The organism is Pusillimonas sp. DMV24BSW_D (assembly GCF_011388195.1).
Classification (GTDB): Bacteria; Pseudomonadota; Gammaproteobacteria; order Burkholderiales; family Burkholderiaceae_B; genus Neopusillimonas; species Neopusillimonas aestuarii.
Genome location: NZ_CP049990.1, coordinates 386,098 through 407,368 on the forward strand (window position 1 = coordinate 386,098; position 21,271 = coordinate 407,368).

Sequence of the window (21,271 nt, forward strand, 5' to 3'; positions counted from 1 at the left end):
AAGCCATTTTCTTTAATACGTAAAGTTATAAGTAAATATAACCAAAAAGGGTCGTGACACATCACGACCCTTTCAACGTTCAAACTGCACGGCATCCTGGCGCGGCCACCTTGGTTACTGATAAGCCCGCCACCACATTGTGCAAATATCAGGAAACATCACAACCGCTCGGCGTGGAACGCCATATGGTCTTCCATGAAAGTGGAAATGAAGTAATAGCCATGGTCGTAACCCTCGTGGCGGCGCAGGGTAAGCGGTTGGCCCGCTTTTTCACACGCGGCCTCGAAAGCTTCAGGGTACAACTGCTCCGCCAGAAAATTATCGGCCAGACCCTGGTCGACCAAAATGCCTTTGGGAAAAGGCTTGGACGACTTTTCCATGAGCAAAGAAGCATCGTACTGTGCCCAGGCCGTTTGATCGCTACCCAGGTAGCCGCCGAAAGCCTTGTGCCCCCATGGGCATTTCGTGGGCGAGGCAATGGGCGCAAACGCCGATACCGACTTGAACTTCGGGTGATACCGCTGCGCCAATACCAAGGCGCCGTGGCCGCCCATGGAATGGCCGAAAATACCCGCGCGGTCGGCATCGCCCGGCAACTGGGTAGTGGCAATATTGAACAACTCATCGACCACATAGCTTTCCATGCGGTAATGCTTGCTCCAGGGTTCCTGGGTGGCGTTCAGGTAGAAGCCGGCGCCCGTGCCGAAATCCCAACCGTCGTCTTCGCCGGCCACACCGGCGCCGCGCGGGCTGGTATCACAGGCCACCAGCATTATTCCGTGCTCAGCAGCCAGGCGCTGTGCACCACCTTTAATCATGAAAGTCTCTTCAGTGCAGGTCAGCCCGGCCAAATAAAACAAGACCGGCACCTTGCACGATTCGGCCTGCGGTGGAATGTAAACCGAGAAGCGCATCGGCAAGCCAATGGCACTGGACTCATGCTTATAAAACCGCTGCACGCCACCGAAGCAGCGATGCTCGCTGACCTTTTCAAGTTCAACAGACATTCTTTACCTTTTTTGCTTGCCGGGCCCGCAGGCCCGACGTGAACAATCAACTTCTTCCTTAGTACACAACCACCGAACGAATCGACTCGCCTTTTTTCATCAGGTCGAAGCCGTCGTTGATCTGGTCGAGACTCAGTTTATGGGTGATGAGGTCGTCGATGTTGATCTTGCCGTCCATATACCAGTCGACAATTTTCGGTACGTCGGTACGACCGCGTGCGCCACCGAACGCCGAACCTTTCCATTCGCGGCCGGTGACCAGCTGGAACGGGCGGGTGGAAATTTCGGCACCGGCTTCGGCCACACCGATAATGATCGACTGACCCCAACCGCGATGGCAGCATTCCAACGCCTGGCGCATCACTTTGGTGTTGCCGATACATTCAAAGGAATAGTCGGCGCCGCCGTCGGTCAGTTGAATAAGATGATCGACCACGTTCTCGACGTCGTTCGGATTCACAAAGTGCGTCATGCCGAACTGACGTGCCATTTCTTCACGGGCCGGGTTAATGTCGACACCAATGATTTTGTCGGCACCCACCATTTTGGCGCCCTGAATCACGTTCAGGCCGATACCGCCCAAACCGAACACCACCACGTTGGCGCCCGCTTCCACTTTAGCGGTAAACAGCACGGCACCTACACCAGTGGTCACCCCACAACCAATGTAGCAAACCTTGTCGAACGGGGCGTCGTCGCGAATTTTCGCCAGCGCGATTTCAGGCGCCACAATGTGGTTGGCGAAGGTGGATGTACCCATGTAGTGATGAATGGGCTTGCCGTCGAGGCTGAAACGCGAGGTGCCGTCGGGCATCAAGCCTTTGCCCTGCGTTGCGCGAATGGCGGTACATAAATTCGTTTTGCGCGACAGGCATGATTTGCACTGACGGCATTCAGGGGTATACAAAGGCACAACGTGGTCGCCCTTTTTCAGCGATTTCACACCCGGGCCAACGTCAACCACCACACCGGCGCCTTCATGGCCCAGAATGGAGGGGAAAATGCCTTCAGGGTCGGCACCCGACAAGGTGTAGTAATCGGTATGGCAAATACCTGTTGCCTTGATCTCAACCAGTACTTCACCCTCTTTCGGGCCGTCAAGGTCAACCGTTTCAATCGTTAACGGCGCACCGGCTTTCCAGGCCACGGCTGCTCTTGTTTTCATGCTCACTCCTAGTAGTAAAAAACGAATAGTTGGTTTTTCAGAGCCTCAATAATAACAACGTGGCACACAAACCTGTAAGCCAAAAGCGCTTCGATTTGTTGCCACGTTTGCAAAAGGTCATCATACACAAAGTAGGGGGTTGCCCTACAAGGGGTTATTCAACCAGTGAAATTTCTCCATCCTGAATTCTAACCAGGAACGTATTGGGATAGCTCTGGCCGCTCTCGCGCCCCTCAGGCCCCGACTCACGGAACTCAATCGGCCCGTTCAAGCCGGTCAGTTCCACGTCCCAAAGCGCCTCGCGAATTTTGTCGGAATCAACCACGCCTGCCTCTTCAATAGCGGCGGCAACGGTACGTACCGCATCAAAACCACGGAAACTTTCGGTTAAACCGGCTTTATCCAGCCCGCGCTCATTCCATTCCTGAACGAAGAACTTCGCTAACTCCGGGTCGGCCGATGCTTCGGGGAACCAGGGCGCAAACATCACGTTATGCATCGTGCCTTCAACTGCGCTACCGGCATGGGCAATCAACTGGTCAGGGCTCTGCGAACCGCCAAGCGTAATGATGTTCTCTTTCTTCAACCCGAGGCCCTCGGCCTGCTTCAGCACCAACGTCAGTTGCTCCACCGCAGTGACGATGAAAAGCGTATCGGCGTCGGACCCGCGAATCTCGGATAACTGCGATGACATATCCTGGGCGCTATGATCCATGGTGAGTTCCTTGCCAACCGCCAGACCTTTCTCTTTCAGAATCCGCTTTATTGAAGAAGCAGAACCCAGGCCCCAGTCATTATTCACCACCAGAATATCGGCTTTCTTGATGCCCAACGGTTCGATATGGCGCGCAAAACTGGTTGCTTCCATATCATTGGTGGGGCAGATGCGAAATACATAAGGATTGCCCGACGTTGTGATTTTGTCGGCCCCCGCGGTTTCAACCACCATCGGGATCTTGTACTCCATTAACTTGGGCAATGTAGCAAGCGTAAAAGTCGACCCCCATGACCCAATCAGAACGGGAACCTTGTCACGCACAATCAGCTTTTCTGCGGCATTGGCCGATTCCGTTGGATTACTTTTGTTGTCAGCCACCGCCAGCTCAAGCTTTTTACCAAGAACGCCGCCATTATTGTTGATGTAATCAACCGCAATCTTCGCGCCGTTAAGCACGAAGTTACCCGACGCCGCCACAGACCCTGTGAGCGGTTGAATAATACCAATTTTAATTGTGTCTTGTGCATACGCAAAAGACGCCACACCCAGGCCTAAACAGCTCGCCAAAAGCGTATTCCGAATGAACTTCTTATACATCTATGTCTCCTTTCTAGGCGGGGCGCGGCATAAGCCGGCCCCATTTCTCGTGGTAAGCCCTGGGGCTTAAGATGTTGCTGTCATTCCTACACACACTGCTGCTACACACACTGTTGCTGTCACACTTTTACATACACATCACTACCCACAACCTTCACCGGGTACACCTGAATCGGCTCGGTTGCCGGCCTGCACATTGCCTGGCCCGTTCGAACGTCGAAACGCGCCTGATGTAATGGGCATTCAATTTCGCACCCCTCCAGAAAGCCTTCCGCAAGGTGCGCAAACTCATGACTACAAATCCCGTGCGTGGCGAAGAACGCGCCCTCAACCTTGTAAAGCGCCACCGTCGTTTCGCCGACCTGAACGCCGAGGGCCTCCTCGTCTTCCAGGTCATCGGTTTGCGCCACGCACGCCCACTCAGGGCCCAAAGTCTCGATATCGCCACTCATACACAGCCTCACAAGGGATAAACAATTGAATTGGGGACAAGATCGCCGTCGAAAACACAGACACGCTCTTTAATCTTCAACGTTTCACCGGCCTTTACCAGCACATCCAGATAACGCCCGGTATTGAAGACCTCGGAAAACGTATCGTCTCGCGAGCGCACCACCACATAATTCGCTTCGGCATGAATCATATTGTTTTCAACGCGGTGAATACGGGGCGGACTCACAATATGCCGCTGGTAATAAGGCACGTGCATGATGGTGTCGTTCATGCCGTGCACACGATCTATCATCATTGCCTGGCCTTCCAGCTTGAGTGTCGACATCGGGTTTTGTGCGTCGAAGTTTTCACGCGAGACAATGCGATACACGCAATCGTCAGTAAAGAAACCACGCCATTTTTCAAACTTGGTGTTGTCTACGCAAAACACATAATCGCTGTACAAATTCTGTACTTCCAGTTGCAGCTTGACGTCGTCCATCCTCAGATCTCCATCACTTTACGGTAGTAGTGGTACATGCCCCGAATCAGGGTTTCAGAAACGTGGGTATCGGTATCTTCAACACCACGTCCGCCTAACTGCACCAGGTGCAAGCCGTCTTTATCGGTATGCATGTTGTCTTGCACCATGCCCATCACTTCGCTGTCATCACCCGATACAAAACCGGCCGGGCCAAACAAGTTGGCCTGATACAGCCGGCGCTGGGTCATGTCGGGCGTATCTTCTTCAAACCCGATATGTGTCCAGATGTAGTCAAAATTGCGCGGCCCGCGCGGAATGACCTGGCGCATGGCAACCGAATTGATCTGTTGCTGAATAATCAAACTGGGGAAAATGCTGTGAATGACAGCACTTGGGCCGTTCCACCAAGCCTCGTCTTCCACATCGAGAAAGCGGCCGTCATTCAATTTCAGGTCTTCACGGAAACTGGCCACGCCCGCCGTTGCCTCGCCTTTGCCGCCCTGATTGCGTACCGTCACCATCGCCGAATGGCGACGCTGTTCGTCCATGACGTTTTCGCATTCGTTATCAGCGCGCCACAAGCCGAAGTTCACAAACCAGGTGTGCAGCAGCCCGGGGTGGTAACAGTCTTTCAGGTTTTCATGAATCAACTTCCAGTTACCCGGCACGCGCTGACGGTTGTAGCCAAGCACAGTCAGTTTGCGCCCGTTAAACACCCGGTCGAAATACTTCAACATCGTAGGACCCAGAAATGTTTCGAAATCTTCAACATCCGGATCGAAGCTGGCGAACACCACCCCGTTTCGCTCGGTAACCTGCAACTTGCGCAGGCCGTGTTCGTCGCGTTTGAAGTCGCTTGGCATACCCCCTTTACCTTTAATACCACGCATATAAGGTACGCCCAGCAAATTACCCTTCAAGTCATAATTCCACTGGTGATAAGGACAGACGAACTCCTTGCGATTGCCCGTGGCTTCGCGGCAAAACTGAACACCGCGATGCGCACACCGGTTTTCAATCACATTCACGCTGCCGTTTTCGTCACGTACCATCAGAACATTGCGCTCGCCAATCCAGGTACGCTTGAAATCGCCTGGATTCGGGATCTCACACGACAGCCCCAGATAGCTCCAATGGGGGCCATAGAACAAACGCTCTAACTCGCGTTGGTAAATGTCCTCATCGGTGTATAACCAAAACGGCACACGAGATGTCCCCTCCGTTTTCCAAACTTTGGGCTCCGACATCTGCGGCAATGGACGTGGATCGTTCATGTCTGCTCTCCTTTGATCTTAACGTTGATACCAGCCCCACTAACTCGTATGATTCGGAGGTATGCACTGCGGCGCGAATCGCAAAGCTGGTAAAGCGTCTTTATGTGTCCAATGTATTAGCCCCCTACCGGGGTGTCCATGTCGTATCGGTTATGTCGTGTATATGAAAAAATGAATATTACGGACCTGAACATCAAGCTTTTGCTTACGTTCGAAGCAATGGTCATTCATCGCAATGTCACCGCGGCGGCCGAATCAATCGGGCTAACCCAACCCGCCATGAGCGTATGCCTGAAAAAACTGCGGGATATGTTCAGCGACCCATTGTTTGTGCGTACGTCGCATGGCATGGAACCCACCGCGTTTGCCCAAGAGCTCAAAGAACCCATTCTTGAAGCACTCGGTTTACTGCGCAAATCGCTGAACCATGACCACCATTTCGACCCAGCCACCTCAACGCGTACGTTTCACATCATCATGACGGACATCGGCGCCCGCGTTTTTCTACCCGCCATGCTCATGGAACTGAGCCGGGTGGCGCCCAACGTGAACCTGAATACCGCGCAATTGCCGGTCAGAGATATCCGCGAAGCACTGGAAACCGGAAAAGCCGATCTGGCGCTGGGCTTTATTCACGGCCTGTTTGCCGACAGCTACCAACAACAGCTTTTTCGCCGGTCGTACGTCTGCATTGTTCGACGCGACCATCCGAAAATTAAAGACACCATTACCCTGGATGACTACCTGAACATGCCCCATGCGGTCGTGTCGGCGCCAGGTTCAGGACACGATATTATCGAGAGCACGCTGGTGAAAAAGGGCTATCAGCGCCGGGTGGCGTTGCGCCTTTCCCATTTCCTGGCGATTCCACTAATTGTGGCCAGCACCGATTTAATCGTCACCATTCCAACCATGCTGGCCGAGTCTTACTCCATCGTTAACAACATCAAGGTTATCGAACCACCTATTGAATTTCCCGAATACACTATTTCACAGTACTGGCACGCGCGGGTTCACAACGACCCCGGGCATCGTTGGCTGCGCGAACTGGTTTACCGCATGTTTCACGATAAAGACCCGACGCTTGAACACACACGCTTCGAGTTCGGTCTGTAACCCCTTTTAAAATCCGGCATCCTTCCTATGGCACGCCTGGCACGACTCTACGCTCCTAACACGCCACAATTAGTGCAGGCTTATTTCGTTGAGGCATTAGCCGGTGCAGACGAGCCCACACCCGTTGAACCCCTGGATATGCTGTCCGACTGGCTGCGTAATTGTGCCCATGAACACCATGTTGTGGTTCATGGCTGGGCCTTATTAACCGACCGCCTTGTTTTTCTGGCCACCCCCACCCAACGGCCCGGCATCGCCCGTTTAATGCAGGCTATCGGCCGACGCTACGCCACCCGCTTGAAAACAGGCAGGGTATTTGAAGGGCGTTATCGCAGCGCCCTGGTGCAGCCGGGCAATTGGGTATTGCCGGTACTGGTGTGGCTTGACACCCAACCCGTCCAACGCGGCCTTGTTGATCATGCCGAGAACTGGCCATGGTCATCCGCCGCCTACCATACCGGCCTGAACCTAAAGCCCCACACCTGGGCCACTGACCATCCCGATTACTGGGAGTTAGGCAATACCCCCTTCGAACGGCAGGCCACATTCAGAAATCAGTTGAACAAAGGCCTAAGCGCTTCTCAACGACAACACATCGAAAAAGCCTTATTCGGCCAATGGGCGTTGGGCGACGACACCTTTCTAAACAACCTGGCGCCTATTGTCAGCCGCCGCATCACGCCCGCGAAACGGGGCCGCCCCCGCAAAAACACTACCGCCGCGTCATAAGTGCACCACCGCCTACCTAAAATCCATTACTTAAAGACTGTCCCCAATTATATGGCGAGCTCATCGAATTGGATTTAATTAGGGACGCACCCTAATTAAAAACACTTGCCAAGTTCCTGATATCGCGTTAATTTCTAGGCCTTCACCGCGAAACCCATGCGGAAAAACAGGAGTTTTTCTATGTCCAACCATCCTGCAAAGCCTGTCGCTCAAGAAGTGGCCATCGATGCTTCCCGCATCGGCCTGCCCCGTGCACAAGGCCTGTACAACCCCGTTTATGAACACGACGCCTGTGGTGTGGGCTTTGTCGCCCACATTAAAGGCAAGGCCACGCACGCCATTATTCAGCAAGGCCTGAAAATCCTGGAAAACCTCGACCACCGCGGCGCCGTGGGCGCCGACGAGCTCATGGGCGACGGTGCAGGTATTCTTATTCAAATCCCCGACGCCCTGTACCGCGAAGAGCTGGCCACACAAGGCATTGATCTGCCCCCGCCCGGGGAATACGGTGTAGCCATGGTGTTCCTGCCCAAGGAAACCGCTTCGCGCCTGGCCTGTGAACGTGAACTGGAACGCGCGGTGCGCGACGAAGGCCAGGTTGTTTTGGGTTGGCGCGATGTACCCATTGATTCGGAAATGCCCATGTCGCCTACGGTAAAAGCCGTAGAGCCGGTCATTCGCCAGCTGTTCATTGGGCGCGGCACCGACATCATGGTGCCCGACGCGCTGGAACGCAAACTGTACGTTATTCGTAAAGCCGCCAGCCACGCCATTAATCGCATGAAGCTGGCGCACGGCCAGGAATACTTCGTCCCGTCCATATCGGTGCGTACGGTGGTCTACAAAGGTTTGTTGCTGGCCAACCAGGTTGGCCTGTATTACCGCGACCTGGCCGACACGCGCGCCGTTTCCGCCCTGTCGCTGGTACACCAGCGTTTTTCCACCAATACCTTCCCCGCCTGGCCGCTGGCTCACCCCTACCGCATGATCGCCCACAACGGCGAAATCAATACGGTGAAAGGCAACTTCAACTGGCTGCGTGCCCGCGAAGGGGTCATGCAATCGGCTGTGCTGGGCGACGACCTGAAAAAGCTCTATCCCATTGTGTACGAAGGCCAGTCCGACACGGCCACCTTCGACAACTGTCTGGAATTGCTGGTCATGTCGGGCTATTCACTGGCCCATGCCATGATGATGATGATTCCCGAGGCTTGGGAACAGCATACCGACATGGACGAAAGCCGCCGCGCCTTCTACGAATACCATGCCGCCATGATGGAACCCTGGGACGGCCCCGCTGCCGTGGCCTTTACCGACGGGCGCCAAATCGGCGCGCTGCTCGACCGCAACGGCCTGCGCCCCGCCCGCTACCTTATTACCGACGACGACCTGGTCGTCATGGCGTCGGAAGCCGGTACGCTGTCTATTCCCGAACACCGCATTGTTAAGAAATGGCGTTTACAGCCGGGCAAAATGTTCCTGATCGATCTGGAACAAGGCCGCATTATCGACGACGACGAAATCAAATCGCGCCTGTCGAACTCGCGCCCCTATCGCCAGTGGATCGAACGTCTGCGTATCAAACTCGATACCTTACCCACACCCAAATACGACGAACAGCCGCAATCCAACGTGTCGCTGCTCGACCGCCAGCAAGCGTTCGGCTGGTCGCAGGAAGACGTCAAATTCGTGCTGGAGCCCATGGCCGCCAAAGGCGAAGAAAGCACCGGATCCATGGGTAACGACACGCCGCTGGCCGTGTTGTCGAACCGGCCCAAGCCGCTTTACAACTACTTCCGCCAGCGTTTTGCGCAGGTTACCAACCCGCCGATCGACCCCATTCGTGAACAGTTGGTCATGTCGTTGGTGTCATTTATTGGGCCTAAACCCAATCTACTCGACATCAACAACGTGAACCCGCCGCTGCGCCTGGAAATTCATCAGCCCGTGCTCGATTTCGCCGCCATGGCGCAAATCCGCAACATTGAAACCATCACCTCGGGCAAATTCCGCAGCTACGAGCTTGATATCACCTACCCGATTGAGTGGGGCTCCGAAGGCATCGAAGCCTACCTCGCCTCACTGTGCGCCAACGCGGCCGACGCCGTACGCAGCGGTTACAACATTCTGGTTGTCACCGACCGCAAGGTCGACGCCGAACGCGTCGCCATCCCCGCCCTGCTGGCCACCTCGGCCGTGCATCAGCACCTCATTCGCGAAGGCTTGCGCACCAATACCGGCCTCGTCGTGGAAAGCGGTTCGGTACGCGAAGTGCACCATGTGGCCTGTTTGGCCGGTTACGGCGCCGAAGCCGTTCACCCCTACCTGGCGCTGGAAACCCTGGCCACCCTGGACGACGGCGACACCGCCATCAAGAACTACATCAAAGCCGTGGGCAAAGGCCTGAACAAGGTCATGTCCAAAATGGGCATCTCCACCTACATGTCGTACTGTGGCGCGCAAATATTTGAAGCCATCGGTCTTAGCACGGCATTGGTCAACAAATACTTCCTGGGCACGCCCAGCAACGTTGAAGGCATCGGCATTTTTGAAGTGGCCGAAGAAGCGCTGCGCATTCACAAAGCCGCCTTCAGCGACGACCCTGTCCTGGCGCACGACCTGGAAGCCGGCGGCGAATATGCCTTCCGCATTCGCGGTGAAGAGCATATGTGGAACCCCGAGTCCATTGCCAAGCTGCAACACTCCACCCGCGCCAACAACTACAACACCTACAAAGAGTACGCCCAGCTCATCAACGACCAGTCGCGTCGTCACATGACCCTGCGCGGCCTGTTTGAATTCAAGGTCGATCCCGCCAAAGCCATCCCGCTGTCGGAAGTGGAACCGGCCAAAGAAATTGTTAAACGTTTTGCCACCGGCGCCATGTCGCTGGGCTCCATTTCCACTGAAGCACACTCGGTACTGGCCATTGCCATGAACCGTATCGGCGGCAAATCGAACACCGGTGAAGGCGGTGAAGACCAACGCCGTTACCGCACCGAAATGGATTCCGGCAAAAGCCCTATCAAGAAAGGCGACACGCTCGGCTCCTTCCTGGGCAAAGACCTCATCGAAGCCGACATCCCCCTGCAGGCGGGCGACTCTTTACGTTCGCGCATCAAACAGGTGGCCTCGGGGCGTTTTGGTGTGTCGGCCGAATACCTCACCAGCGCCGATCAAATTCAAATCAAAATGGCGCAAGGTGCCAAGCCCGGCGAGGGCGGCCAATTGCCCGGCCACAAAGTGTCGGAATACATTGCCAAGCTGCGCTTCTCGGTACCCGGTGTGGGCCTTATTTCGCCTCCGCCGCACCACGACATCTATTCTATTGAAGACTTGGCCCAGCTCATTCACGACCTGAAGAACGTGAACCCGAAAGCCGCCATTTCCGTAAAGCTGGTGGCTGAAGTGGGCGTGGGCACCATTGCCACCGGCGTGGCCAAAGCCAAGGCCGATCACGTGGTGATTGCCGGCCACGACGGCGGCACGGGTGCATCACCCTTGTCTTCCATCAAGCACGCCGGTTCCCCATGGGAGCTTGGCTTGGCTGAAACCCAACAAACGCTGGTACTGAACGCCCTGCGCAGCCGTATCCGTGTACAGGCCGACGGCCAGATGAAAACCGGTCGCGACGTCGTCATCGGCGCCCTGCTGGGTGCCGATGAGTTCGGTTTCGCCACCGCGCCGCTGGTGGTGGAAGGCTGCATCATGATGCGTAAATGCCACCTGAACACCTGCCCCGTCGGCGTGGCCACGCAAGATCCCGTCCTGCGCAAGAAGTTTTCCGGCAAACCCGAATACGTGGTGAACTATTTCTTCTTCGTCGCCGAGGAAGTGCGCGAAATCATGGCGCAACTGGGCATTCGCACGTTCGATGAACTCATCGGCCGCGCCGACCTGCTCAACACGGCTCCTGCTATTGAGCACTGGAAAGCCAAGGGGCTCGATTTCTCGCGCGTATTCGAAACCATCCCCAGCAACGAGCCGCTGTATCAAACTGAAGATCAAGACCACGGTCTGGATAAGGCGCTGGATCACTTGCTCATCGAACGCAGCAAGCCGGCCATCGAAAAAGGCGAAAAGGTGTCGTTCATTACCCCCGTGCGCAACCGCAACCGCACCGTGGGCACTATGCTCTCGGGTGTGGTGGCCGCCAAGTACGGTCACGACGGCCTGCCCGACGACACCATTCATATTCAGTGCAATGGTACGGCCGGGCAAAGCTTCGGTGCCTTCCTGGCACACGGCATCACGCTCGACCTGGTGGGTGAAGGCAACGACTACGTCGGCAAGGGCCTATCGGGTGGTCGCATTATCGTGCGCTCACCGAACGACTTCCGCGGCCCGGGCCCCGAGCACATTATTGCGGGTAACACCGTGTTGTATGGTGCGCTGGGTGGCGAAGCCTATTTTAACGGTGTGGCCGGCGAGCGTTTCGCGGTGCGTAACTCCGGCGCCGCAACCGTTGTGGAAGGCACCGGCGACCACGGTTGTGAATACATGACCGGCGGCACGGTGGTAGTACTGGGTGAAACCGGCCGCAACTTCGGTGCCGGCATGTCGGGCGGCGTAGCGTACGTTTACGACCCCGACGGCGTCTTCGAAAAACGCTGCAACCCGGCCATGGTTGATCTGGAAACTGTCTTGCCGCATGCCGAGCAATCAGAAACGGTGCACATGGAAAGCTGGCACAGCGCCACCCGCGATGGCGAGCGTGAAACCGACGAAACCATTTTGCGTCGTTTAATTGAAAACCACTACCGCTACACCGGCAGCCTGCTGTCGCGCGACATCATCAGCGATTGGTCGCGCGCCCGCAAGGCCTTCGTGAAAGTCATGCCGAAAGAGTATCGCCGCGCCCTGAAAGAGTTGTGGGAAGCTGCGAACGCCGATCAAATTGCTGCCTAAGGAATAGAACAATGGGCAAAATTACTGGATTTCTTGAATTCGAGCGCCTCTCCGAGGCGCAACAAGCACCGAAAGAGCGCGTAAAGCACTGGAAAGAGTTTGTGATTACGCTTTCCGACGAAGACGCCAAAGTACAAGGGGCGCGCTGCATGGATTGCGGCATTCCCTTCTGTACCAGCGGCTGCCCGGTGAATAACATTATTCCCGACTTCAACGACCTGGTGTACCAGCAAGACTGGGCCCGCGCGCTGGAAGTGCTGCATTCCACCAACAACTTTCCCGAGTTCACCGGCCGCATCTGCCCCGCTCCCTGCGAAGCGGCCTGCACCCTGAACATCAATGACGACGCCGTGGGCATCAAGTCGATTGAGCACGCCATTATCGACAAAGGCTGGCAAGAAGGTTGGGTCGCCCCCGAGCCCCCTAACCGCAAAACCGGGAAAAAAGTGGCGGTCGTCGGCTCCGGCCCCGCCGGGCTGGCCTGTGCCCAGCAGCTGGCGCGCGCCGGCCATTCCGTGACGGTGTTCGAAAAGAACAACCGCATCGGCGGCCTGCTGCGTTACGGTATCCCCGACTTCAAACTGGAAAAGTCGCACATCGACCGCCGTCTGGCACAAATGGAAGCGGAAGGCGTGGAGTTTCAATCGTCAACCTATGTCGGCAATGAAGCCGACGCAGGCGAAGGCCTAACCGTGCGTACTCCGGAATCGCTTAAAGAAGAATTCGACGCCGTGGTCCTTACCGGTGGTGCGGAAAGCCCGCGCGACCTGCCTATTACCGGGCGCGATCTGAACGGCATCCACTTCGCCATGGAGTTCCTGACCCAACAAAATAAAGCCAACGCCGGCGACCGCGTGGCCAAGCAAATCTCGGCTAAAGGCAAGCACGTTATTGTGATCGGCGGCGGCGACACCGGCTCCGACTGCGTAGGCACCAGCCATCGTCATGGCGCAGCCTCGGTAACCCAGTTCGAACTCATGCCCCGCCCGCCCGAGTCGGAAGACAAAGACCTTACCTGGCCCTACTGGCCGCTAAAACTTCGTACCTCTTCTTCCCAGGAAGAAGGCGGCGAGCGCGACTGGGCCGTTTCCACCAAAGCTTTTGAAGGCAAAGGCGGCAAAGTGGAAAAACTCACCGCCGTGCGCGTGGAATGGTTTAAAGACAAAGCCACCGGCCAAATGAAAATGCGTGAAGTGGAAGGTTCGGAGTTTGAACTGAAAGCCGACCTGGTTCTGTTGGCCATGGGGTTCGTTTCTCCCATGAAAAACGTCCTGGATTCGTTCGGCATTGAGCTGGACAACCGCGGTAACGCCAAAGCCAATACCGAAGACTACCGCACCAGCGACAGCAAAGTGTTCGCCGCCGGCGACATGCGCCGTGGTCAGTCTTTGGTCGTGTGGGCTATTCGCGAAGGCCGTCAGGCCGCACGTGCAGTTGATGAGTTCCTGATGGGGGCTTCCACGCTACCGCGTTAACCCTTACGTTAAAGCATTCTTTTTCAGGCTGCTTTATTGCCTTTGGGCCATGCACTGCAACATGCGGTGTGTGGCCCAAATACGTAAGGCTAAAGCTCTTCCAGATTCTGATGAATCTGAATTAATGCCTGCTTCAGCCATTTGATTTCCTCGGCAGTAAACGTTTTGGTGCCGACCGTTTCAAAATGCGCGGCCAGCGGCATAAGTTGGTCTACCAGTTTTTCACCTTTTTCGGTTAGCGTAATGCTCACCGTTCGCCCGTTATGTTCGGGCCTGACCCGCAGCACCAACCCCTTACGCTGCATCGAACTGATCAGCCTGGAAAGAGTTGACACCTCCACCGTCACCATCTCGCTCAGGTCACCCAAATTTTGGGCGCCCTCCTGCCGCAATACCGCCATCACCCGATACATCGGCAACGTCAATTCATACTCGAGAAGACGCTTCGAGAAAAGCTCGCCCATTCTCACACCCACCCGGTTGAGCAAATAGGGAAAAGAGGTCGTAAAACGATATTTCATGGCAGTGTTTTTCTATTGGATTAATTGATTGGCACGACGGCCGGCAAGACAAACAACAGAGGCGCCAGACAACATTCTATCGGAGCCTTTCCGAACGGCATTATTTTCCCATAAATTGAAAATACAAATGTTTTTATATCAACATTTGTATTGACAAATGTTGTAAATAATAAGAAAGTATCGTCAGGTTTTAAAACTAACGGGACAAAAATATGCCCCGAAATATACGGAGGAGACTCATGCTGAAATGGCATAAAAAACTATTGGCTGCGGCTTTAACTGTTGGACTAAGCGTTGCAAGTGTGGGTGCGCAGGCATTCACATTAAAAGTTTCATCGCCCACGAACAACGATGTCATTCTTAAATGGATGCAAACCTTCAAGGAAGGCGTTGAGAAAAAATCCGATGGCAAGATCGAAGTGGAGATCTACCCAGCGAACCAGCTCGGGCAAATCCCCGCAACGGTTGAAGGTGTCGTATTCGGAACCATCGAAGTCACCGCACCGGCCTCAGGCTTTTTTGTAAAGCTTGATCCGCGCTTTGAGGTTTTCGATGTCCCCGGCTTGTTCAGCAGTTTTGAGTCCGCCCAGCGCGTGTTGTCTGACCCGGCCATACTCGACCGAATCAGCCAATACGGCAACGATAAAGGCGTCACCACCATTGCCGCCTTTCCACATGGACCCCTCGGCTTGCTAACCGTCGATGGTGTACGTACGGCAGCCGACCTTCAAGGTAAGAAAATACGCGTGGCCGGGCCGTCACCGCTGTATGTGGCGCCCTATGAAAAACTGGGTGCGGCCCCCGTTTCAATGCCACTGGGCGAAGTGCTTCCCGCCATGCAAATGCGCACCGTCGATGGGTTGCTTGCAGGCGTTCCGGTCTACACCACCGGGAAGTTTTACGACGTGGCCAAACCCTTAACGGTTTTGCCCGAAAGCTATCTTATTGTGACGGCCGTGGCCAGCAACCTGTTCCTTGACAAAATCGGGCCGGAATTAGCTGCGATTGTTCGTGAAGAAGCCAGGAATGCATTGCCTGTTGCGAACAAATGGAATACCACGGCGGTGAACAAAGCCATCGAGATATGGAAGGAAAACGGCGGCGAAGTCATTACGCTTTCCGACCAGGAACAAAAAGCCTATTTAGGGGCGGTGGAAGCCGTTATGCCGGAGGTATTCAAGGCCAACCCGGCGCTAAAAGCTGAAATAGCGGCGTTCGAAGCAGCTCAACAAAAAATCAACAGCAAGTAAGCGCTATGCGGGGAGCGTTTAATCGCTCCCCGGCCCATCTCCACCAAAGTCATCTATGTCTTCCATGATTGCCCGAACCTGCGGCGTCATTAAAGTGGCACTTGCTTTGCTATTAATCGCGGCTGTGTTGCTTAACTGCGCCAACATTTTTTCCCGTTATTTTTTCAACGAAGCCTACCTGGGCAGCGACGAACTGCAGGTATTCGCCATGGTCATCATCGCCTTCCTGGGCACCTTGTGCGTTAGCAACGAACAACAGCATTTGCGCATGGACGTACTGGCGCATTATCTGCGGCCTGCACAAAAACGCTACCTGTCGATTGCTGAATCGTTATTAACCATTATTGTGTGCGGCATTATGGCCTGGGCCTCTTTCGGCTTCGTGCAACGCCTTTACAACATGAACCAACACAGCGGCATGGCCGATATCCCCATGTGGATACCGCACGGAACCATCACACTTGCATTCGTTGCCATCACCCTTATGGCCTTTCTTCGCCTGATTGAACTTAGCCGGAACAAAGGGACGTCGTCATGACCTGGACGCTGGGATTTCTACCTGTTTTTCTGCTGTTATTGGGTTTTCCCATATTCCTGGTGCTGCTTACTGCCGCAACGGCAACACTTGTGCTGTTCATGAACGTCCCTTTAATGGTGCTGCAGCAAACCCTGTTTGCATCGGTGAACGTTTATGCCTTGCTGGCGCTGCCGTTTTTTATCTTTGCCGGTGAAATTATGGATCGCGGCAGCATTGCCGAACGGCTCGTGGGTCTGGTCAGTGCCTCCATCGGCAAGGTTCCCGGGAAAATTCCCGTTACCGCAGTGGGTGCGGGTGCCATTTTCGGCGCCATCAGCGGCGTGGGAGCGGCTTCTGTGGCAACGGTCGGCAAAGTCATGTATCCATCGATGAAGAATGCAGGATACAACGATGGCTTTTCATCCGGCCTGTTGGTTTCCGTTGGTGCGGCAGGCGTCATTCTGCCGCCATCCATTCCCATGATTGTTTACGCCGCAGCGGCCGATCAATCGATCCCCCGGCTTTACGCCGCCGGCATCGGGCCCGGCTTACTGGTTATCGCACTGCTTACGCTGTATTGCTTTTGGGTCGGGCGCCGGAACCGGAACGACAACGCCCAAAGCTTCGGGCTTAAACAATTCATCCGTTCTTTTCAACGAGGCGTGTGGGCGCTTGGGGTGCCGGTTGTGATTATCGGCGGCATATACGGCGGCGTGTTTTCACCCACTGAAGCCGCAGCCGTGGCCTGTTTATATGCCGCCCTGGTTACTGTTGTCGCCCTGCGCGACCTCACCTTAAAAGGGTTGCTTGACGCGGCCGTCAGCACGGTTCGCTTCAGTGCCCAAATACTCATTATCGTGGCCTGCGCCGGTGTTTTCTCGTGGATGATTACGGTTAATCAAATCCCCACCCAGCTCGTGCAATGGATTACCGAAGCCGATTTGGCAAGCTGGCAATTACTCATGGTCATTAACCTGTTGCTATTGCTGATCGGTTGCGTGCTCGACCCGCTCTCGGCCATTTTGCTGCTCAGCCCATTGCTGGTGCCCATCACCGCCGCTGCAGGCATCGACCCCATCCATTTCGGCATGATCCTAACGCTTAACCTGGCCATCGGATTATTCACGCCGCCGTTCGGCATCAACATATTTGTTATGCAATCATTGTTTCATACGCCGCTTACCACCATCTATCGCGGCATTACCCCCTTCCTGATCTTGTATTTCATTGCCTTGCTTGCGGTTACCTATCTTCCCGGCATATCGCAATTCGGCGTGGATCTACTGATGTAATAATTGCATTTGCAATAGTTGCTTATGCAATTATAATGTTCACACATAAGAACACAGGAGACAACATGGATACCGTCGCTAATCCCCAAGATGCCGTCCGCGATAACTTTCGCGCCATGATGCGGCAATACCCGGCAACCGTCACCATCATTACCAGCCACATGAATGGGGTTGATCACGGCATGACGGCAACCGCGGTCACGTCCGTCTCAATGGACCCGCCGTCGTTACTGGTGTGCCTGAACAACCGCACTTATTTGCATGAAATGCTTCAGCATCAGCCTCACTTTGCGGTCAACGTCCTGGCCAAAGGCCAGGTTGAACTGTCGGACGCGTTCAGCGGCAAAGTCAGCCCGGAAGAAAGATTCGAGGCGGGGCACTGGATTAAGCATGCGTCAGGGCTGATGACCCTGCAGGGCGCGCACGCCCGAGTGATATGCAAACGAACCGTCGCCGTTCCGTATGGCACGCACACCCTTTTCATCGGGCAGGTCACCGACGCGTTCGTTTCAGATCAAACCTGCCCGTTGTTGTATGAAAACGCTAAATACTGCAGCGCTCACCCCACCGTGTGAGGCGCACAACATCCTTATATTGGAGACATCACAACATGAACGCCGAAGCCCTCGAAACCGTCACCGACCAAACCCGCAGCACGCAAACAACTTTGAAACACAAGGTTGCCGAACTCGCCGAAATGTTCCGCAGCAATGCGCTTAATACTGAAAAAGCACGGCGCGTACCCGCCGCGCACATCGACGCCCTACGGCAAATCGGCTATTTCGATGCCGTGAAACCCAAAGCGTTTGGCGGGCACGCCCTTCCATTTACCGAGTTAGTAGATGCCAATATTGATGTGTCTGCCGCGTGTGCCGCAACCGGCTGGGTTGCAGGCCTGCTGTCTGCACACCAATGGCTGCTGGCCATGTTCCCAAAGGAAGCGCAGGCCGATGTGTGGGACAACAACCCCAACGCTTTGCTGTGCGGGTCTTACGCCCCCGTTAACATGGCCGACAAAATTGAAGGCGGCTATCAATTAAGCGGCCGCTGGAGCTTCGCCAGCGGTTGCGACAATGCGCAATGGTCGCTCTGCGCGGCCATTCTTCCCGCCGAAAACGGCAAAAATCCGGTGCCCGCATTCTTGCTTGTGCCCGCAAGCCAATACACCATCGACGACACATGGGACGTCGTAGGGCTGGCCGGCACCGGCTCCAAAACGCTGGTGCTCGACAAAGTGAACGTACCCGCCCACCGCGTTCTGACCTTCCCCCAGGCCGTCACCGGCAGAACACCCGGCGCCGACGTTTACAAAGGGCAGTCTCTTTTCAATATGCCGCTGCTCACCGGCATCCCTTCGTGCCTGGCGTCCACCGCAGTCGGCGCGGCAAAAGGCGCGCTGGAAAGCTATGTCGACTCTGTCGGCCGTCGGGTCACCCGTGGTGCGGTTGCCGGCGGCAACAGCAGAATGGCCGAATTTCCAACAATCCAATTACGCGTGGCCGAAGCCGCCGCCAGCGTCGACGCCGCACGTGAAATTCTATTGCGCGATGTCGAACGGGCCCAGCACTTGGCTGCACAGAACGAACCATTCTCGGTCGACGATCGCATTCTCAGCCGTCGCGGGCAGTCATTCGCCGTACACCTTTCATTGCGTGCCGTAGAGGCGCTGAATGCTTCAACAGGCGGCCTTGGATTGAACATGAGCAACCCCGTTCAAAGAGCCTGGCGCGATGCCAACGCGGTGGGGCGCCATATTAGTATGAACTGGGACGCGGTCGGCACCATGGTGGGACAACATATTTTCGGGCTCGACCCCAAAGGCCAATACTAAATCACAATAACGAACCAACCAACAGGAGCAAACATGCAAGGAAAAATCGCTTTAGAAGAACATTTCGCTATTCCCGACACCCTCATGGACTCGGCCGGCTTTGTGCCGGGCGATTACTGGGAAGAGTTGCAAAAACGGCTTTTGGATATCCACGGCCAACGTTTGGACTTAATGGACAAGCATGGCATTGAAACCATGATTCTGTCGTTGAATGCCCCCGCGGTTCAGGCCATTGCCGACGTGCCCCGTGCAATCGACATTGCCAAGCGCGCCAACGACGCGCTGGCAGAAGAATGCGCCAAACGCCCCGATCGCTTTCGCGCCTTCGCCGCCCTGCCTTTGCAAGACCCTGAAGCGGCCTCGCGCGAACTGGAACGGTGCGTGAACGAACTTGGGTTCGTTGGGGCGCTGGTGAATGGCTTCAGCCAACGCGATGCCACCACACCGTTATATTACGATCTGCCCGAGTACCTGGACTTTTGGTCGGTCGTCGCGAAACTGAATGTGCCTTTCTACCTGCACCCCCGCAACCCACTACCGCAAGACAGCCGTATTTATGAAGGGCACCCTTGGTTGATGGGCCCCACATGGGCCTTCGCCCAGGAAACAGCCGTTCACGCCCTGCGCCTGATGGGTTCGGGCCTGTTCGACAAACATCCGAACCTGCAAATTATTCTGGGCCACATGGGCGAGGGGCTTCCTTACATGATGTGGCGAATCGACAACCGCAATGCATGGGTTAAAGTTGCGCCGAACTACCCCGCCAAACGCCGCATTGCCGACTACTTCAACGAAAATTTCTACATCACGACATCAGGAAATTTCCGTACCCAAACCCTGGTCGACGCCATGCTGGAAATTGGGTCCGACCGTATTTTGTTCTCAACCGACTGGCCTTTCGAAAACGTGGACCACGCCGCAGATTGGTTCGACGTTGCCACCATTTCCGAAGCGGATCGACAAAAAATCGGTCGTACCAATGCCAAGTCTTTATTCAATCTGTAAATCACTTTTATGTCACAGCGCTACCCCTTATTCACCGAAGCTCATTCAGCAGAAGTTGTAAACGCGCGCATGACCGACGCGGCCGACCCCCGGCTGCGTCAAGTGATGGACACCATTGTTCGTCATTTACATGCAGCGGTTAAAGAAATTGAGCCCACGCATGAAGAATGGGCCAAAGCCATCCAATTCCTGACCGACACCGGGCACATGTGTACCGACTGGCGGCAAGAGTTCATTTTGCTCTCGGATATTCTGGGTGTCTCGATGCTGGTCGACGCCATCAACCACCGACGCCCCTCGGGCGCAACGGAAAACACCATTCTGGGCCCCTTTCATGTTAGCGACGCGCCTCAATACAAGAACGGTGCAAACATTTGCCTGGACGGCAAAGGCGAGCCCCTGTTATTCGTGGCGAAAATCACCAATACGCAAGGTGAGCCTATACCCGGTGCGGTCGTCGATGTATGGCAAACCAACGACGACGGGTTCTACGACGTACAACAAAAAGACATTCAGCCCGACTGGAACTTACGCGGCAAATTCACCAGCGATGAGAACGGCAACGTTTGGTTCCGCTCGGTTAAACCCCGTTTCTACCCGATTCCCGATGACGGCCCGGTAGGAAAGCTGTTAACCCAAATGGGGCGCCACCCCAACCGCGCCGCCCATATTCACTTCATTATTACCGCCCCCGGCTACGAGCCCATCATCACTCATATTTTCACGCCCGATTGCCAATACCTTGATCAAGACGCCGTATTCGGCGTGAAAGAAAGCCTGGTGGCCGACTTTCAGTTTATTGGCTCGCCCGACAAAACCGCCGCACCCACCCTGGACGTACCGCACTGGCGTGTCGACTGGCACTTCAAACTTGTTTAATTTCACCGGCCGCCTCTGGAAACAGAGGTGGCCGATGTTGTATGGTTGTGGGCTACAATGCAACGCTAAAT

18 protein-coding genes are annotated in these 21,271 nt (G+C 55.2%); 11 read left to right on the forward strand and 7 right to left on the reverse strand.

The annotated features are described in order from the left end of the window. Window positions 1–158: 158 nt before the first annotated feature. From fghA to G9Q38_RS01800, 6 genes are all read right to left on the reverse strand, one after another. A complete protein-coding gene (fghA, locus tag G9Q38_RS01775) occupies window positions 159–1,007 on the reverse strand; it encodes an S-formylglutathione hydrolase (RefSeq protein ID WP_166127210.1) in 849 nt (282 codons plus the stop codon). Between the two features lie 58 nt (window positions 1,008–1,065). Then, a complete protein-coding gene (locus G9Q38_RS01780) occupies window positions 1,066–2,172 on the reverse strand; it encodes an S-(hydroxymethyl)glutathione dehydrogenase/class III alcohol dehydrogenase (RefSeq protein WP_114419298.1) in 1,107 nt (368 codons plus the stop codon). A 154-nt stretch (window positions 2,173–2,326) separates the two neighbouring features. Continuing rightward, window positions 2,327–3,487, reverse strand: coding sequence for an ABC transporter substrate-binding protein (locus G9Q38_RS01785; protein ID WP_114419297.1), 1,161 nt, complete (start codon window positions 3,485–3,487; stop codon window positions 2,327–2,329). A 119-nt stretch (window positions 3,488–3,606) separates the two neighbouring features. Further along, window positions 3,607–3,939: a non-heme iron oxygenase ferredoxin subunit gene (locus G9Q38_RS01790; protein ID WP_166127213.1), complete on the reverse strand. Its 333-nt coding sequence runs from the start codon at window positions 3,937–3,939 to the stop codon at window positions 3,607–3,609. Between the two features lie 8 nt (window positions 3,940–3,947). After that, window positions 3,948–4,421 carry an aromatic-ring-hydroxylating dioxygenase subunit beta gene (locus tag G9Q38_RS01795; protein ID WP_166127215.1) on the reverse strand — a complete coding sequence of 158 codons (474 nt, stop codon included), beginning with the start codon at window positions 4,419–4,421 and terminating at the stop codon, window positions 3,948–3,950. Window positions 4,422–4,423: 2 nt separating this feature from the next. Continuing rightward, entirely contained in the window at window positions 4,424–5,677 is a 1,254-nt protein-coding gene (locus G9Q38_RS01800; RefSeq protein ID WP_114419294.1) for an aromatic ring-hydroxylating oxygenase subunit alpha, read from the reverse strand. 138 nt (window positions 5,678–5,815) lie between these two features. On the opposite strand from G9Q38_RS01800, the gene G9Q38_RS01805 reads away from it, so the two are divergent. The 4 genes from G9Q38_RS01805 to G9Q38_RS01820 all read left to right on the forward strand — a co-directional run bounded on the left by G9Q38_RS01805 (window position 5,816) and on the right by G9Q38_RS01820 (window position 13,905). After that, the gene (locus G9Q38_RS01805; RefSeq protein ID WP_166127218.1) at window positions 5,816–6,793 is read left to right on the forward strand and encodes a LysR family transcriptional regulator; all 978 of its coding nucleotides are present in this window, start codon (window positions 5,816–5,818) and stop codon (window positions 6,791–6,793) included. 27 nt (window positions 6,794–6,820) lie between these two features. Beyond that, window positions 6,821–7,522: a hypothetical protein gene (locus G9Q38_RS01810; protein WP_166127220.1), complete on the forward strand. Its 702-nt coding sequence runs from the start codon at window positions 6,821–6,823 to the stop codon at window positions 7,520–7,522. A gap of 180 nt (window positions 7,523–7,702) precedes the next feature. Beyond that, a complete protein-coding gene (locus G9Q38_RS01815; protein WP_166127223.1) occupies window positions 7,703–12,430 on the forward strand; it encodes a glutamate synthase-related protein in 4,728 nt (1,575 codons plus the stop codon). A gap of 11 nt (window positions 12,431–12,441) precedes the next feature. Further along, on the forward strand, window positions 12,442–13,905 hold the full coding sequence (locus tag G9Q38_RS01820) for a glutamate synthase subunit beta (protein WP_166127225.1): 1,464 nt from the start codon (window positions 12,442–12,444) through the stop codon (window positions 13,903–13,905). Window positions 13,906–13,994: 89 nt separating this feature from the next. On the opposite strand, the gene G9Q38_RS01825 is transcribed toward G9Q38_RS01820, so the two are convergent. After that, window positions 13,995–14,426, reverse strand: a complete 432-nt coding sequence (locus G9Q38_RS01825; RefSeq protein ID WP_166127228.1) for a MarR family winged helix-turn-helix transcriptional regulator — start codon at window positions 14,424–14,426, stop codon at window positions 13,995–13,997. Between the two features lie 239 nt (window positions 14,427–14,665). Here G9Q38_RS01825 and G9Q38_RS01830 point away from each other — a divergent pair, with 239 nt between their 5' ends. The 7 genes from G9Q38_RS01830 to G9Q38_RS01860 all read left to right on the forward strand — a co-directional run bounded on the left by G9Q38_RS01830 (window position 14,666) and on the right by G9Q38_RS01860 (window position 21,200). Beyond that, complete coding sequence (locus G9Q38_RS01830; RefSeq protein ID WP_166127231.1) at window positions 14,666–15,676, forward strand: TRAP transporter substrate-binding protein; 1,011 nt, start codon at window positions 14,666–14,668, stop codon at window positions 15,674–15,676. Between the two features lie 55 nt (window positions 15,677–15,731). Next, complete coding sequence (locus G9Q38_RS01835) at window positions 15,732–16,214, forward strand: TRAP transporter small permease (protein WP_166127234.1); 483 nt, start codon at window positions 15,732–15,734, stop codon at window positions 16,212–16,214. Continuing rightward, window positions 16,211–17,485, forward strand: coding sequence for a TRAP transporter large permease (locus G9Q38_RS01840; RefSeq protein ID WP_166127237.1), 1,275 nt, complete (start codon window positions 16,211–16,213; stop codon window positions 17,483–17,485). Before G9Q38_RS01835 ends, G9Q38_RS01840 begins: the two co-directional genes overlap by 4 nt. A gap of 65 nt (window positions 17,486–17,550) precedes the next feature. Continuing rightward, window positions 17,551–18,060 (forward strand): flavin reductase family protein, encoded by a 510-nt coding sequence (locus G9Q38_RS01845; RefSeq protein ID WP_166127239.1) that lies wholly within the window; start codon window positions 17,551–17,553, stop codon window positions 18,058–18,060. A gap of 35 nt (window positions 18,061–18,095) precedes the next feature. Beyond that, window positions 18,096–19,316, forward strand: a complete 1,221-nt coding sequence (locus G9Q38_RS01850) for a flavin-dependent monooxygenase (protein WP_166127242.1) — start codon at window positions 18,096–18,098, stop codon at window positions 19,314–19,316. A 33-nt stretch (window positions 19,317–19,349) separates the two neighbouring features. Then, on the forward strand, window positions 19,350–20,321 hold the full coding sequence (gene tsdA, locus G9Q38_RS01855; protein ID WP_166127244.1) for a gamma-resorcylate decarboxylase: 972 nt from the start codon (window positions 19,350–19,352) through the stop codon (window positions 20,319–20,321). A gap of 9 nt (window positions 20,322–20,330) precedes the next feature. Next, on the forward strand, window positions 20,331–21,200 hold the full coding sequence (locus G9Q38_RS01860; RefSeq protein WP_166127247.1) for an intradiol ring-cleavage dioxygenase: 870 nt from the start codon (window positions 20,331–20,333) through the stop codon (window positions 21,198–21,200). Window positions 21,201–21,271: the final 71 nt, after the last annotated feature.

Excerpts from the sequence above, each read along its gene's own strand:
- fghA (WP_166127210.1), bottom strand. The coding sequence starts at position 1,007 with ATGTCTGTTGAACTTGAAAAGGTCAGCGAGCATCGCTGCTTCGGTGGC.
- G9Q38_RS01780 (WP_114419298.1), bottom strand. The coding sequence starts at position 2,172 with ATGAAAACAAGAGCAGCCGTGGCCTGGAAAGCCGGTGCGCCGTTAACG.
- G9Q38_RS01785 (WP_114419297.1), bottom strand. The coding sequence starts at position 3,487 with ATGTATAAGAAGTTCATTCGGAATACGCTTTTGGCGAGCTGTTTAGGC.
- G9Q38_RS01790 (WP_166127213.1), bottom strand. The coding sequence starts at position 3,939 with ATGAGTGGCGATATCGAGACTTTGGGCCCTGAGTGGGCGTGCGTGGCG.
- G9Q38_RS01795 (WP_166127215.1), bottom strand. The coding sequence starts at position 4,421 with ATGGACGACGTCAAGCTGCAACTGGAAGTACAGAATTTGTACAGCGAT.
- G9Q38_RS01800 (WP_114419294.1), bottom strand. The coding sequence starts at position 5,677 with ATGAACGATCCACGTCCATTGCCGCAGATGTCGGAGCCCAAAGTTTGG.
- G9Q38_RS01805 (WP_166127218.1), top strand. The coding sequence starts at position 5,816 with ATGTCGTATCGGTTATGTCGTGTATATGAAAAAATGAATATTACGGAC.
- G9Q38_RS01810 (WP_166127220.1), top strand. The coding sequence starts at position 6,821 with ATGGCACGCCTGGCACGACTCTACGCTCCTAACACGCCACAATTAGTG.
- G9Q38_RS01815 (WP_166127223.1), top strand. The coding sequence starts at position 7,703 with ATGTCCAACCATCCTGCAAAGCCTGTCGCTCAAGAAGTGGCCATCGAT.
- G9Q38_RS01820 (WP_166127225.1), top strand. The coding sequence starts at position 12,442 with ATGGGCAAAATTACTGGATTTCTTGAATTCGAGCGCCTCTCCGAGGCG.
- G9Q38_RS01825 (WP_166127228.1), bottom strand. The coding sequence starts at position 14,426 with ATGAAATATCGTTTTACGACCTCTTTTCCCTATTTGCTCAACCGGGTG.
- G9Q38_RS01830 (WP_166127231.1), top strand. The coding sequence starts at position 14,666 with ATGCTGAAATGGCATAAAAAACTATTGGCTGCGGCTTTAACTGTTGGA.
- G9Q38_RS01835 (WP_166127234.1), top strand. The coding sequence starts at position 15,732 with ATGTCTTCCATGATTGCCCGAACCTGCGGCGTCATTAAAGTGGCACTT.
- G9Q38_RS01840 (WP_166127237.1), top strand. The coding sequence starts at position 16,211 with ATGACCTGGACGCTGGGATTTCTACCTGTTTTTCTGCTGTTATTGGGT.
- G9Q38_RS01845 (WP_166127239.1), top strand. The coding sequence starts at position 17,551 with ATGGATACCGTCGCTAATCCCCAAGATGCCGTCCGCGATAACTTTCGC.
- G9Q38_RS01850 (WP_166127242.1), top strand. The coding sequence starts at position 18,096 with ATGAACGCCGAAGCCCTCGAAACCGTCACCGACCAAACCCGCAGCACG.
- tsdA (WP_166127244.1), top strand. The coding sequence starts at position 19,350 with ATGCAAGGAAAAATCGCTTTAGAAGAACATTTCGCTATTCCCGACACC.
- G9Q38_RS01860 (WP_166127247.1), top strand. The coding sequence starts at position 20,331 with ATGTCACAGCGCTACCCCTTATTCACCGAAGCTCATTCAGCAGAAGTT.